The sequence below is a fragment of the Pleurocapsa minor HA4230-MV1 genome (genome assembly GCA_019359095.1).
Taxonomy (GTDB): Bacteria; Cyanobacteriota; Cyanobacteriia; order Cyanobacteriales; family Xenococcaceae; genus Waterburya; species Waterburya minor.
Genome location: JAHHHZ010000027.1, coordinates 34,294 through 47,484 on the forward strand (window position 1 = coordinate 34,294; position 13,191 = coordinate 47,484).

General features: G+C 38.5%; 14 protein-coding genes. 7 read left to right on the forward strand and 7 right to left on the reverse strand.

All coding sequences use genetic code 11. The features are described 5' to 3' along the window. Window positions 1-58: 58 nt before the first annotated feature. The 3 genes from KME09_18900 to recN all read left to right on the forward strand — a co-directional run bounded on the left by KME09_18900 (window position 59) and on the right by recN (window position 4,123). Entirely contained in the window at window positions 59-913 is an 855-nt protein-coding gene (locus KME09_18900; protein MBW4536009.1) for an NgoPII family restriction endonuclease, read from the forward strand. A gap of 26 nt (window positions 914-939) precedes the next feature. After that, window positions 940-1,995: a DNA cytosine methyltransferase gene (locus KME09_18905; protein MBW4536010.1), complete on the forward strand. Its 1,056-nt coding sequence runs from the start codon at window positions 940-942 to the stop codon at window positions 1,993-1,995. A gap of 370 nt (window positions 1,996-2,365) precedes the next feature. Continuing rightward, the gene (gene recN / locus KME09_18910; protein MBW4536011.1) at window positions 2,366-4,123 is read left to right on the forward strand and encodes a DNA repair protein RecN; all 1,758 of its coding nucleotides are present in this window, start codon (window positions 2,366-2,368) and stop codon (window positions 4,121-4,123) included. A 51-nt stretch (window positions 4,124-4,174) separates the two neighbouring features. On the opposite strand, the gene KME09_18915 is transcribed toward recN, so the two are convergent. Further along, window positions 4,175-4,570 (reverse strand): universal stress protein, encoded by a 396-nt coding sequence (locus KME09_18915; protein ID MBW4536012.1) that lies wholly within the window; start codon window positions 4,568-4,570, stop codon window positions 4,175-4,177. Window positions 4,571-4,693: 123 nt separating this feature from the next. Continuing rightward, entirely contained in the window at window positions 4,694-4,945 is a 252-nt protein-coding gene (locus KME09_18920) for a PD-(D/E)XK nuclease family protein (GenBank protein MBW4536013.1), read from the reverse strand. Window positions 4,946-4,992: 47 nt separating this feature from the next. Here KME09_18920 and KME09_18925 point away from each other — a divergent pair, with 47 nt between their 5' ends. Further along, window positions 4,993-5,223 (forward strand): hypothetical protein, encoded by a 231-nt coding sequence (locus KME09_18925; GenBank protein MBW4536014.1) that lies wholly within the window; start codon window positions 4,993-4,995, stop codon window positions 5,221-5,223. Window positions 5,224-5,366: 143 nt separating this feature from the next. Then, window positions 5,367-5,801: a GNAT family N-acetyltransferase gene (locus tag KME09_18930; protein MBW4536015.1), complete on the forward strand. Its 435-nt coding sequence runs from the start codon at window positions 5,367-5,369 to the stop codon at window positions 5,799-5,801. Between the two features lie 107 nt (window positions 5,802-5,908). On the opposite strand, the gene KME09_18935 is transcribed toward KME09_18930, so the two are convergent. Next, window positions 5,909-6,136, reverse strand: a complete 228-nt coding sequence (locus tag KME09_18935) for a hypothetical protein (protein MBW4536016.1) — start codon at window positions 6,134-6,136, stop codon at window positions 5,909-5,911. Window positions 6,137-6,438: 302 nt separating this feature from the next. Beyond that, a complete protein-coding gene (locus tag KME09_18940; protein ID MBW4536017.1) occupies window positions 6,439-7,068 on the reverse strand; it encodes an acetyltransferase in 630 nt (209 codons plus the stop codon). Between the two features lie 242 nt (window positions 7,069-7,310). On the opposite strand from KME09_18940, the gene KME09_18945 reads away from it, so the two are divergent. Then, window positions 7,311-9,572 carry a transglycosylase domain-containing protein gene (locus KME09_18945; GenBank protein MBW4536018.1) on the forward strand — a complete coding sequence of 754 codons (2,262 nt, stop codon included), beginning with the start codon at window positions 7,311-7,313 and terminating at the stop codon, window positions 9,570-9,572. A gap of 66 nt (window positions 9,573-9,638) precedes the next feature. Here the strand turns inward: KME09_18945 and KME09_18950 are convergent, their stop codons facing one another. Beyond that, entirely contained in the window at window positions 9,639-10,373 is a 735-nt protein-coding gene (locus KME09_18950; GenBank protein MBW4536019.1) for a hypothetical protein, read from the reverse strand. Between the two features lie 235 nt (window positions 10,374-10,608). On the opposite strand from KME09_18950, the gene KME09_18955 reads away from it, so the two are divergent. After that, on the forward strand, window positions 10,609-11,544 hold the full coding sequence (locus tag KME09_18955) for an NAD-dependent epimerase/dehydratase family protein (GenBank protein ID MBW4536020.1): 936 nt from the start codon (window positions 10,609-10,611) through the stop codon (window positions 11,542-11,544). Here the strand turns inward: KME09_18955 and pgsA are convergent. Further along, the gene (pgsA, locus tag KME09_18960; GenBank protein ID MBW4536021.1) at window positions 11,493-12,041 is read right to left on the reverse strand and encodes a CDP-diacylglycerol--glycerol-3-phosphate 3-phosphatidyltransferase; all 549 of its coding nucleotides are present in this window, start codon (window positions 12,039-12,041) and stop codon (window positions 11,493-11,495) included. The two genes, KME09_18955 and pgsA, sit on opposite strands and share 52 nt — an antisense overlap. 65 nt (window positions 12,042-12,106) lie before the next feature. After that, window positions 12,107-12,781, reverse strand: a complete 675-nt coding sequence (locus KME09_18965) for a sugar transferase (GenBank protein MBW4536022.1) — start codon at window positions 12,779-12,781, stop codon at window positions 12,107-12,109. Window positions 12,782-13,191: the final 410 nt, after the last annotated feature.

Here is a 13,191-nt window from a genome sequence, read left to right on the forward strand (position 1 = left end):
CGTATTCTAACGAACAATTTTAAGTTGTACACTATGTAAAACAATATTGGTATAGTACGTGAGTAATATTTTACAGGCGATCGCAAATATCGTTGCTCATCCCATTCCTGATATACTTAATTACTACAAAAATATTAGTAACAATCGGATTAACCAAGTTGGTGATGCACTAGAAGCGTTTATCAAAGATGCTTTTGCTAATACTATTAGTGAAGTTAATCTCGCCAATAAATCAGATATATACAGCGAAACTTTTTCTTGGGTAGGCAATTCTAACAACATACCAGATTTAATTCTCAAAAATGGTGATGCTGTAGAAGTTAAGAAAATTGAATCATTAAACTCGCAAATTGCTTTGAATAGCTCTTATCCTAAATCGAAGTTACTGAGTGACGATCCGATGATTGCTAGTGATTGCCGAACTTGTGAAGACTGGACAGAAAAAGACATTATTTATGCGATTGGAGTTTTTAAAAATAAAAAACTGCATCTTCTATGGATGATCTATGGAGATTGTTATGCAGCAAAAGCTGATTATTATCAAAGAATCAAAGATAAAATTTCGACTGGTGTGAATGAAATACAGGGTGTAGAATTTTCTGCTACCAAAGAATTGGGTAGAGTAAATAAAGTAGATCCATTAGGAATTACTTATCTAAGGATCAGAGGAATGTGGGGTATTGACAATCTAATCAAAGTTTACAACTATCTTCCTTTGGAATATGAACCTGATTCTGATATTCAAGTGATTTCCATAATATCAGAAAATAAATACCTTTCATTTCCTGAACAGAGTAAAATCATGATTGAATCAATATCTAAACCTAAATTTAAAATACAAGATGGTAAAATTCAGTCTCCTAATAATCCAGCTAAGAAGATTAATGTTAAAATTATCAGCTATGCAAAATAATTTTTAAATAAATAGATAAATAACGAGTGAATATCATATCTTTATTTTCTGGTTGTGGGGGGTTAGATTTAGGATTCAGCAAGGCTGGATTTAACGTTATTTGGGCTAATGAATACGATAGATCTATTTGGTCAACTTATCAATTTAATCATTCAAAAACTAAACTAGATAAAAGAGACATTAGAACTATAAAATCAAACGAAATTCCTGATTGTATCGGCATAATAGGCGGGCCCCCTTGTCAAAGTTGGAGTGAAGCAGGTGCAGGAAGAGGAATTAATGATACTAGAGGTCAGCTATTCCACGATTATATTCGGATCGTTGAAGCAAAACAACCTCTTTTCTTTTTGGCAGAGAATGTTAAGGGAATTTTAGCCAATAAACATACCCAAGCATTTACCAATATATTAAATCAGTTTAGAAATTTAGGTTACGAAGTTTCTTATCAGCTTTTAAATGCTAATGATTTTAATGTTCCCCAAGATAGACAAAGAGTTATTATTGTTGGCTATCACGAAAAATTAGGCGGTATATTCAAATTTCCGCGTCACAATAATCCAGGTTTATCTTTGAAAGATGCTATTTATAATTTACGCCAATTTGAACCAATAAAAGTCAAAGATAAAATTAAAAATGCTAATAATATAGTTCCTAATCATGAATATTTAGATACAAGTTTTTCTAGTATTTATATGTCGAGAAATAGAGTTAGAAGTTGGTCTGAACCTTCTTTTACTATTCAAGCAGGAGGAAGACATGCTCCTATTCATCCTCAAGCTAATAAAATGATTTTTATTGAAAAAGATAAGCGTATTTTTGATCCTAATTCTTTATCTCCTTATCGTCGATTATCAGTTCGAGAGTGTGCCAGAATTCAAACATTTCCTGATGAGTTTATTTTTAAGTATGATTATATTGCTCACGGATATAAAATGGTAGGTAATGCAGTTCCAGTTAACTTTGCTTGGATAATAGGCGAACAAATTTACAGAGATATTAAAGAATATTTAACAATAGGTTCATGTAGTAATGTTAGAGATACTAAGTTAGTGAATCAGTTGACATTACTTGCTCCTGATTGAGAGAAAAAAGTATAAAAATCAAAATTAACTCTAGATCATTTTTATTCAAATAGGCAATTCGCCAAAGGGTGTCTATAATCCGCGCCAACCTCCAATTCTTGCCATAATTGTGTAAGGAGATTCAATTCATGGTACGGATGTAAAGAAGTCTAGATTAGTTAAGTTCAATCCACATTGACCTGTCCACCATCTAAATGGTACTAGTCTCCAAGCGTGTAGGGCAATTAGCAATATTTTCATCTTCTTTGACTATTGATTTATAAAAACCTTAATAAAAAAATACTGATGATCTGTGGCTACGTTCGTTAAACTGCTGGTAGTGATTATTTTATTTATTATTACAGTTACGGATAACCTTCACTTTATATAGATGCTCGTTAATCTGAAAATCAATAATTTTGCTCTAGTTGATTCCTTAGAACTTAATTTAGACAATGGGTTAAGCGTTTTAACTGGGGAGACAGGAGCGGGGAAATCGATTATTCTCGACGCAATTGATATGGTGTTGGGAGGTAAGGCAACTAGTCGTATGATTCGCACAGGTAGCGATCGCTCTACGATTGAAGCTACTTTTCAAGTTAGTCCTAGTTTAACTAGTTGGTTAGAGGCGCAGGAGATCGATCCCCTGGAGGAAGATACTTTAGTTTGCAGTCGCGAGATTGTGGTTGGTAAAACTAATTTGCGATCGCGCAGTCGTGTTAATGGAGTATTGGTAAATCTTCAGTTGATGGCTCAATTGCGATCGCGGTTGGTGGAAATTACGGCTCAGGGGCAAACGGTAAACTTGTTGATTTCTGAGCAGCAACGGCATTTATTAGATGCCTATGGTGGCAAGGCGATAGGTAAGTTGTTAGTTCAGGTTGCCCAGGCTTATGAGACAACACAGGAGGCAAAGAGGGAGTTAAATAAACGGATTCAGTCGGAACAAGAATTGCTGCAACGACAAGATTTAATTAAGTTTCAGCTTAAGGATTTAGCTGAGGCGGAATTAACTAATGAGCAGGAATTGGATGAATTAGAACAAGAACGCGATCGCTTATCCCATGTGGTTGAGCTACAGCAATTGGGTAATCAAGCCTATCAAATGCTATATGAAGGAGATGACGACGCACCAGCGGGAGCGGATTTGTTAGGTAAGGCGGAATCTTGTCTGATGGAGATGGTGGAATATGATTCTGAGTTAAACCCAATCTTGGAAATGGTGCAGTCAGGATTAGCGCAGATTGTCGAAGCAGGACAACAGATTAATAGCTACAGTGAAGGTTTAGAAGCCGATCCAGAGCGTTTAGAGGAGATTGAAACCAGAATTAGGCAGTTAAAGCAGGTTTGTCGTAAATATGGCCCAGATTTGGCGGATGCGATCGCCCTTGAGCAACAGCTAAAGTCAGAATTGGCTCTAATCACAGGGAACGGACAATCGATTGCAGCTTTGGAGGAAACCTATCAAGCCGCTTTGACACAGTTAATGCAAGAATCTGAACAGCTTACTCAATTGAGGCAAAAGGCAGCGACTAAATTAGAAAAGCAGCTAGTCAAGGAATTAAAACCTTTGGCAATGGATAAGGTGGTGTTTGAATGTCGCCTGATTAAATGTTCGCCGACAGCGATGGGTGCAGACAAGGTTGTTTTTTATTTTAGCCCCAATGCAGGGGAAGCGATCCAGCCTCTATCCGTCATTGCTTCGGGTGGAGAAATGAGCCGTTTCTTACTGGCATTAAAAGCCTGTTTTACGGGTGCGGAGGAGAGTTCTGGGACTTTAATTTTTGATGAGATTGATGCGGGAGTATCAGGGAAAGTAGCTCAAGCGATCGCCGAAAAACTATATCAGCTTGGTAAGCAACATCAGGTGTTGTGTGTAACTCACCAGCCATTAATTGCCGCAATGGCAAACGGACATTTTAAAGTCGAGAAAACTATTATTGAAGAGGCTAGCAAATCTCAACCCCACAACGGCAGCAGCATCGCCGATATTCGGACAGTAGTACGAGTCAAATCTTTAGGCAATCACCAAGTACGAGCAGAAGAGTTAGCTCAAATCACAGGAGGACATTCCGCCGAAGATGCGATCGCCTTTGCTGAGTCTCTACTAACTAAAGCTGCAAAATATCGCGCTACTCAAGGAAGGTAGGTAGTAGGAAATAGAAAGTAGGAAATAGGAAATAGGAAGTAGTATTTCAAACTAACTTGTAACCAATACAGGGCAAGAAGAGAGATTAATTACGCGGTTGGTGACGCTTTCCGCAGCAGCTTCTTCATCGATTAAGCCTAAACCCCGACAACTCATAATAATCAAGTCGGCATTAATTTCATCGGCAACATCGCAAATGGTAAAAGCGGGTAAGCCTTCTCTTTCCAAAGTTTCGGCAGAGATTCCCTGATTAGCAAAAAATAATTTGGCTTCTTGTAGCAGTTTTGCTACCTGCGGTTCTGAACTCATCACGCCATCCTCTTTGGTTTCGACTACAGAAAGAATAGTTAGTTTACTTTGATGAGTTTTAACCATATCCGCCGTCAGTTGAATTCCTTGGCGCGCTTCTCTACTTAATTCGATGGGGAATAAAATATTTCTGAACATAAAAAAATATTAATACTAGGTAATGATACTGCTGCAATGAATCATTGTGTCAGAAAAGCCTCTGCTGATTCAGAAAATTTACCAATTTTAATTATTAATGTCAGTCTTAATCTCAGTTTAGCTCTACTTACGGCTTAAACGATCGCCTTGGCGACAAATTAAATCGTAATCGCAATAACGACAGGCTTGACGATCTGTATCAGGAGCAACGGGATAATGTCCTTGGGTGAGATGACTTTTTACCTGTTGGGCAAAAGCTGCTAACTCGGCGGGATCTTTTTTTGGACGACTAATAGTTTTTTGTTGTGTAAGTGAATAATAGGCTGCGGTGTCAATCACTTCATCGGGATATTGCTGGGCGATCGCTTCTGCCAAAACTCAGAACTGATAACCTAGATAATATAAAGTTCGCTTTTCAATCAATGATTAAAACCATAACTGCCACCTTTGACGGCGAATATTTACTTCCAGATAATCCTGTAGACCTTCAGCCCAACCAACATTATCTAATCACCATTCAACCAGAAACAGAAACTCAGACTCCTGAAAGCGGTTGGTCAGCAATAGAAGCTATGGCTGGAACAGTAGAAGCTCCTGCCGATTGGTCGATAGAACACAATCACTATTTATACCGTAGTCCAAAACAAAACTAGTTAGCTTGCTTGGTCACTGTTTACTTAAGATATATCTGCCCATATTTTTCAAAGATCACAGATAAGAGGATCGAGAGATTTTAAAAGCAGATTCGTGAATTTGCGCAAATCCGCCAGCTTTCCTATTTATACATTTAATTAGAATGAATCCTCAACCTTTTGCCACAATTCAATTAGCAATTGCTGTCGCTGAAATCGAACAATGCTTTCCTGTAATGTCACAATTGCGATCGCATCTTGGTGCCGATAATTTTGTTCAACAAGTGCAAATTCAGATGGAGACTGGTTATCAACTGGCTTATATCCATGATGCTCAAGTAATAGGGGTAGCAGGGTTTGAGATCGGTACTAATCTAGCTTGGGGAAAATATCTTTATGTAGCAGATTTAGTAGTAGATGATCGAATGCGATCGCAAGGTTATGGTGAAGCATTATTTATCTGGCTAATCAAATACGCCCAGAAGTATGACTGTCAAGAGTTTCATCTTGATTCAGGAGTCCAAAGATTTGCTGCTCACAGATTCTATATCCGACACAAAATGAACATCTCTAGTCACCATTTCTCTCTTAAGCTTTAGCAAATTAAATAATATTTTTGCCAAAAGCATCCTTTAGGATAATATTTAATTGCCACCACGTTACAGGATCGTGATTGTTCCTTGTTTCCGAGGTGGCTTTTTTTTGTTTAGGATTTGATATTGATTAATGTTCCCATGAGCAAGATAATGATGCTGGAAAACACTCCATAGAGAATTTTAATCCATTTACCATCGTTGACTAGTACGGCTTGACTAGTCTTAATATCGTTAATTTCTTGTTTGATAGACTTGATATCTTCTTTAATCTCTGCGAAATCGCTAGAAAAAGTATTGAGTTTGTCTAAAACTTGTTGTAATTCTTCAGTGTTAGTCATTTATTTTTGATTGGTGATTGTTTTTGTTTCTAGAACAAATTTCTTGGTTCTAACTCTATGTTAGCAACATCTTTTGTGACGACCAATAGCTAGCTGCAAACCACGAACTATATAAAACTTTGACATCACCTGGGATTTAAGTCACATGACGTTTCTATATTATCGAAATATTCTGGGTTGCGTAGTATATTTAAACTAATTAAAATATGCCCAGAAGTACAGAAGTCAAAAGTATTTACCTACTTCCTACTTCCTACTTCCTACTTCCTACTTCCTATTTCCTACTTCCTACTTCCTATTTTCTAAAAAACAGGTGGTTTTCTCATTTTAATCACCCTGGCTGGATTACCCACCGCCGTCGCATAATCGGGAATATCCCGAATAACTACTGTCCCTGCACCGATGGTACACCACTTACCGATACGGATCGAAGGAATAACCACTGCACCAGCGCCTATATGCGTTCCTTCTCCCACTTTGACATGACCACACAAAGTTGCATGGGGAGAAATATGAGCATAGTCGCCAATTTCATTATCATGATCGATGCTAGCTGCTGTATTAACTAATACATGTCTACCTACTTTAGCTGCGGATTGGACGATCGCTCCTTGTAAAATTACTGTTCCCTCACCAATAGTCGATTTAGCCGAGATAATCGCTGTACCGTGGATTGCTTGACCATATTCGGCATTAGTCCGTAACATCAGGTCTAATTCTGCTCTTCGTTGGTTATCGCCGACGCTAATAATTAAAGGTGCGTCTAATTTCGGAAACGTTTCTCCTTGAACTCTAATCCCCGAATCGATCGCCATAGTGGTCAATTTTGCCCCCAGGGGGAGATCGTCAAACACGCCCAATACTTCTACCCCAAGACTGTTAAGAATATCGGTAATCACCTTAGAATGACCACCTGCTCCGTATAGATACATAAAAGATTATTTTTAAAACAGACAAATATGAAGATTAACTGACAAAATCAACCTGTAATAAAATTTCTTACAATTTAAGATATTTAAAATATTAGCTTTAAGCGTGGTTTAATTGCCCACCTTCTTTAAGTGGGATAAGACAGAGTGGGGATTAAATCCTCTACTATGTAAGCTTATAGCTTTGCGGTTTAAGATATTTAAGCTAATTTACCATTCTGGTGTTCTTGAAGCGAGATGACTTAATGAATAGTAAACCTCCTACTAATGGTGACAATTCCAAATCACCCGTCAGTAAAGCTGTTACTCAAGCAGTGCAAAAAATTCAGTCTAAGGTTAATTTTAATGCTGCCAATTTTAAATCAGGGACAACAACCCCAGAATTGAGAATTAAGGAAGCGAACGGCAAAAAACAAAAGTATCCATTAGTGGGCGATCGCTATACTCTAGGTAGAAGTTCTCGCTGTGATATTAGTATCCGCAACCCTGTAGTTAGTCAGACTCATTTAACTCTCAAAAGAAACCGTAAAAAGCCCCGTTCCTTTATTATTCAAGACGAAAAATCGACTAACGGCATCTATCGCGGTAAGCGTCGGCTGCAAACGCTGTCTTTGTTTCATGGAGAAAGTTTTACTCTAGGGCCTCCAGAATTGGCTGCTGGGGTTACTGTCGAGTATTTTAATCCGCCTCCTTGGTGGATCTACATAACTCGCTACGCTCTTTATAGTTTAGTGGGCATGTTGGGGCTGTTCCTATTGTTCCTCAGTATCGAGTGGATTAAAGTACCTGTCTATCCAATTCCCCAAGAATCTACTCTGCCGATTGTGGTTTATGCCCAAGATGGTGAAACCCCCATTAATCCTACTGCTAGCAATAATACTCACCACGAGCTAAAAAAACTCTCAGATTTTTCTGCTTATTTACCCGATGCGCTGATCGCTTCGGAAGACAGTCGTTTTTATTGGCATTTTGGTGTCGATCCCATTGGCGTGACGCGGGCATTATTAATTAATTTTACATCTTCTGAATTACGTCAAGGCGCAAGTACCTTAACTCAACAGCTAGCCCGTAGTCTGTTTCCTGAAGTGGGCAGACAAAACACAGCGGGACGAAAACTGCGCGAAGCTCTAGTCGCTTTGAAACTTGAAACTTTTTATAGCAAAGATTTTATTCTCAAAACCTATCTTAATCGAGTCTATCTGGGTATTGGTAGCTATGGTTTTGAAGATGCAGCCCAGTTTTATTTTGACAAGTCGGCAAAGGATCTAGATCTTTCAGAAGCAGCAACCCTAGTGGCTATTTTACCTGCACCAAATGCCTATAATCCTGTCAAAGATTACGATACTGCCATTGCCTTGCGTAACCGCATTATCGATCGCATGGTTAAACTTGGCATGGTGGACAAAGAAGAAGCAGATCGGGCAAGGCGATCGCGCATTGAAGTAAGTCCTAGCGCTCGTGAAAGTTTCTCTAGTGCCGTAGCTCCCTATTTTTACAGTTACGTGATTGATGAACTGCAAGAATTATTAGGCTCAGACGTAGCGAGGGAAGGTAATTTCATTGTCGAAACAGCCCTTAATCCGACATTACAAACGCAAGCGGAACAATCTCTAGAGTCTTCTATCAGCAATGATGGCGATCGCCTGAGCTATTCTCAAGGGGCATTAGTGACATTAGATCGCCAAAACGGTAATATCTTGGCTTTAGTTGGCGGTGTAAACTACGGAGAAAGTCAGTTTAATCGAGTAGTGCAGGCAAAAAGACAGCCTGGTTCAACTTTTAAGATCTTTGCCTATGCAGCAGCGTTAGAAGAGGGGATAGATCCAAATACAGTATATTCTTGTGCGCCTCTTTCTTGGCAAGGACAGGAGTATCGGGGTTGTGAGCGCAGCAGTGGCGATATCGATCTGTACGAGGGTTTAGCCCAGTCGGAAAACGTTGTTGCCCTGCGAGTGGCTCAAGATGTCGGACTATCAAAGGTTATGGATGTAGCGCAACGATTTGGCGTAGCCTCTCCCCTCACAGAAGCTCCTGGTTTGGTTATCGGTCAAAGTGAAGCTACGGTTTTAGAAATGACTGGCGCTTATGCCACGATCGCTAATGACGGTATTTGGAATAAACCCCATGCCATCAACCGTATTTTGGATGGTAGTGACTGCAAAGATCCCAGGAAAAAAGATACCTGCCGACCAATTTATACCTACGAAGATGACCGAGAGACTTATCATGATGCGATCGCTCAAGATGTCACCGATCAACTGACAGAAATGTTGCAGGTGGCAGTAGAAGAAGGTACGGGAAAAGCTGCTTATATCGATCAGGGTGAAGCAGGCAAAACTGGGACAACCGATCAAAACGTCGATCTTTGGTTTATTGGCTATTTTGAAGATCAAGACTTGGTAACAGGAATTTGGCTAGGGAATGATGATAACTCCCCTACTAGTGGTAGTAGCTATCAAGCAGCTAGTCTGTGGGGAAAGTATATGAAGCAAGCCATTATTAATTAACTCCTAAGAAACAAATTAATCTGCTGAGGTTGGGAAAAGGGAAAAGGGAAAGTAGTAGCGATCGCTCTACAAGTAAGGTTTAAATTTATTTAAGTAGTACAAAAAAGAGGAACTATAACTAACTCTAAACTTTTCTGTAGGATTTAATTCCTTATTTGGCTCAACTTTATCGAAATGTTCACGCCACTTTAATCCCCAGTTCTCTAATTCTTTCGAGTTGAACTTAAATGGAGTATAGCTGAAACTATAGTCCATAAAACCATCTGAAAAAGAATACTTTATATATTCAAATTCTGACTTATTTTGATTACTCTTTTCTGTAATCCTAACTCCATGTTTGATATAATTTGCAATTTCTGAAGCCAAAGTCAATATTGGTAAAGCGAGATCATAGTTTAAAAAAATATTTTGAGAAATCATATGTTCTTCAGTTAGCAAATAATTTTTAATATATTCCTCTGGAGTTTTGGCTGTTTTATAAGCTGTAATATCTATGTCTTTGCTCCAACCAGCTTTTCTAAGACAAGCTAGGGGAAAAACATCTTTAATATTGTTTTGTTCTAACTCTCTACTATATAATCCCAAAAATTCTAATCTATCTGATGAATCAAATAATACCCATGTTGAAGGATAAAAAAGTAACTGCCTTTTATGAAAATATCCACTTATAAGTGTGATGTCAGTCATCTTTAAAAGAGCAATTTTTTTTGACAGAGCGGGGTTTATTTTGAGTCTATCCAACTCTTTTAATATAGCTTTATTACCATTACAATCTTTTTCCCAAGGAGATTCAACAATCATTCTAATATTTTACTATTTTCAAAAATTCTACAACTTATCTAAATTACCAAGATATATATCCGAATCACTTGGATTCTGACCTTTTTCTTACACCCTATAATAGCGATCTCATTAGTTAATCTTTACCTATCCAACCTCGTAAAGACGGTAAAATAAGAGCTAACTAATCGAAAACGTAGTTGATTCAACCAGAAACGGCTGTAGGATGTAGTGTTAGTACTAAAAGAGGTAGGTCATGCGAATTTTAATCATGGGGGGGACTCGTTTTATCGGAGTTTATCTCACCAAAGTTTTGGTTGAACAGGGACATGAGGTGGTCTTGTTTAATCGGGGTAATCATCCTACTCCAGTGGCAGGAGTCAAACAGATTCAGGGCGATCGCCAAAATATTCATCAGCTTCAGGAAAAACTATCAGCAGAAAGCTTTGATGCCATATTCGATAACAATGGTCGAGAGTTAAGCGACACTCAACCTCTGGTAGAAATCTTTAATGGTCAGCTTCAGCATTTTATCTATGTAAGTTCGGCAGGGGTATATCTCCCCACTGAGCAAATGCCCCACCGAGAAGGCGATCCTGTCGATCCCAATAGCCGCCATAAGGGTAAACATCATACCGAGGCTTATCTGGCTGAATCAGGTATTCCCTGGACATCGGTACGTCCTTGTTATATCTACGGCCCTCAAAACTATAATGATCTTGAAGCCTGGTTCTTCGATCGTATTGTTCGCGATCGCCCTTTGCCTATCCCAGGTAACGGTAAATATATGACTCAATTTGGTCATATTCAAGATTTAGCGATCGCTATGGCGCAGATTTTAGGTAATAAAACCGCGATTAATAAAATTTACAATCTTTCAGGCGATCGCTATTCAACTTTTGACGGATTAGCTTATGCTTGCGCTGAGGCTGCGGGGAAATCTCCAGAAAACATCAAGTTAGTTCATTACGATCCTGCTCAGTTTGACTTTGGTAAACGCAAAGCTTTCCCGATGCGTCAACAGCACTTCTTTACTGATATCCAGCAGGCACAAACCGACTTGGATTGGCAACCAAAATATGACCTGGTATCTGGTTTAAAAGATTCTTTCCAACATGATTATCTGGCATCAGGCAGAGATCAATCTGAGATTGACTTTTCTTTAGATGATGAAATATTAGGCAAAATATAAATCCAGCCAGAAATTAAGCTTAAAATTACCGCCAGCCAAAACAAAATACTAGTTGTCGTCTTCCACTCAGCAGAGAGAGGCGCAATCAAAAAAGCGATCGCCATAATTTGCATGACGGTTTTGAGTTTTCCCCAGATATTTGCCCCTGAAATGCTGGCATTACCTGTTAATTTGGGGTTAACTCGCCAGCCTGCGATCGCCAGTTCTCTGGCTAAAATAATAAATACTCCCCAAGCAGGTACTAGTTGTAATTCAATCAAAGCCAAAAAAGTACCTAATACCAACAGCTTATCAACCAAAGGATCGAGGAATTTGCCTAATTCAGTCACCTGATTAAGTTTACGAGCCAAATAGCCATCGACCCAATCTGTTCCTGCTGCAACGACAAAAATCCCCACACAGATCCAACGGTTGTCTGTTGTGGGGTAGTTGAGTAGGTAAAGAATAAAAGGCAGTCCTAGAAGACGAGATAGAGTAATCCAAGTTGGTAGATTCATAAAGTATTGACCAGTTGATGAGTAAAACCTGGAAGTTTCATCATAGTGTGTTCCAGATTCCAAATTCAACAAGCTCCTTTACGTGCCAAAACAATAGCAATAGTTTGGAGAATCAACTGAAGATCGTAAAAGAAAGACCATTTTTGCTGATATTCAAGATCCAGTCGCACAATATCTTCAAAGTCTAAGATTTCTGAACGTCCTCGAACCTGCCATTCACCCGTAATCCCAGGCTTTACCTTTAAGCGCTCAAAGTGATGATCTTCGTACATGGCTACTTCAGCAGTTGTCGGTGGACGAGTGCCGACTAAACTCATATCGCCTTTAAGTACATTCCAAAATTGCGGAAATTCATCCAGACTAGTACGACGTAAGAAATAACCAACTTTTGTAACCCGAGGATCGTTCTCATTTTTAAAAATATGTCCCGTTGCTTGATTCTCAACCAGATGTTTTTGCTTTTCAGCGTTAGCAATCATTGAGCGAAACTTCCAAATTGTGAAAGGTTTGCCGTTAAAACCACAGCGGGTTTGACAATAAAATACCTGGCCTGGATCATCAAACTGCATAGCGATCGCAATGGGAATAGCAATCAAACCTGTCACCATCAAGCCGATGATTGCACCAAATATATCTAAGGCTCGTTTAGCTTTGCTAACCACCGAAGGATGAACTTGGCGTTCGACGCGAAAAGGTATAACTCTAATATTTCTGGGATAAAGATTAGCAGGGGAAGTCATAAAAAAAATTCAATAAAGTAAGTTTAATTATCAAGACAGTTTGATAATGCTCTTAATGCAATATTATTGGTTCAAGACCCTTGAATACCAGGAAAAAAGCATCTCTTTACCAAATCTTTACCAAATAATATCTGATTTTTGAAGTCCTGATGTTTTTCAGGCTAAATAATCTTTGAATTGATTGCTATCAAGTCTATTTACTTTGGTAATAAAGTATACCAAGGTGAATTTTATAAGTGTATTTAAAGCTAATTAAAATAGTTATATTTAACTTAAAACTAAAAAGAAAAAGATTAAATTTACTTTATATTACTGATATCAAAATTAATCTTGGTTTCTTCTAGCTATATTTACTCAAGGTATGATTCTGTTTCTAATGATACAAAGGAGATATTTATAGAGAACTGTAA

Coding starts and splice junctions, on each gene's coding strand:
- recN (MBW4536011.1), top strand. CDS start 2,366: ATGCTCGTTAATCTGAAAATCAATAATTTTGCTCTAGTTGATTCCTTA.
- KME09_18915 (MBW4536012.1), bottom strand. CDS start 4,570: ATGTTCAGAAATATTTTATTCCCCATCGAATTAAGTAGAGAAGCGCGC.
- KME09_18925 (MBW4536014.1), top strand. CDS start 4,993: ATGATTAAAACCATAACTGCCACCTTTGACGGCGAATATTTACTTCCA.
- KME09_18930 (MBW4536015.1), top strand. CDS start 5,367: ATGAATCCTCAACCTTTTGCCACAATTCAATTAGCAATTGCTGTCGCT.
- KME09_18935 (MBW4536016.1), bottom strand. CDS start 6,136: ATGACTAACACTGAAGAATTACAACAAGTTTTAGACAAACTCAATACT.
- KME09_18940 (MBW4536017.1), bottom strand. CDS start 7,068: ATGTATCTATACGGAGCAGGTGGTCATTCTAAGGTGATTACCGATATT.
- KME09_18945 (MBW4536018.1), top strand. CDS start 7,311: ATGAATAGTAAACCTCCTACTAATGGTGACAATTCCAAATCACCCGTC.
- KME09_18950 (MBW4536019.1), bottom strand. CDS start 10,373: ATGATTGTTGAATCTCCTTGGGAAAAAGATTGTAATGGTAATAAAGCT.
- KME09_18955 (MBW4536020.1), top strand. CDS start 10,609: ATGCGAATTTTAATCATGGGGGGGACTCGTTTTATCGGAGTTTATCTC.
- pgsA (MBW4536021.1), bottom strand. CDS start 12,041: ATGAATCTACCAACTTGGATTACTCTATCTCGTCTTCTAGGACTGCCT.
- KME09_18965 (MBW4536022.1), bottom strand. CDS start 12,781: ATGACTTCCCCTGCTAATCTTTATCCCAGAAATATTAGAGTTATACCT.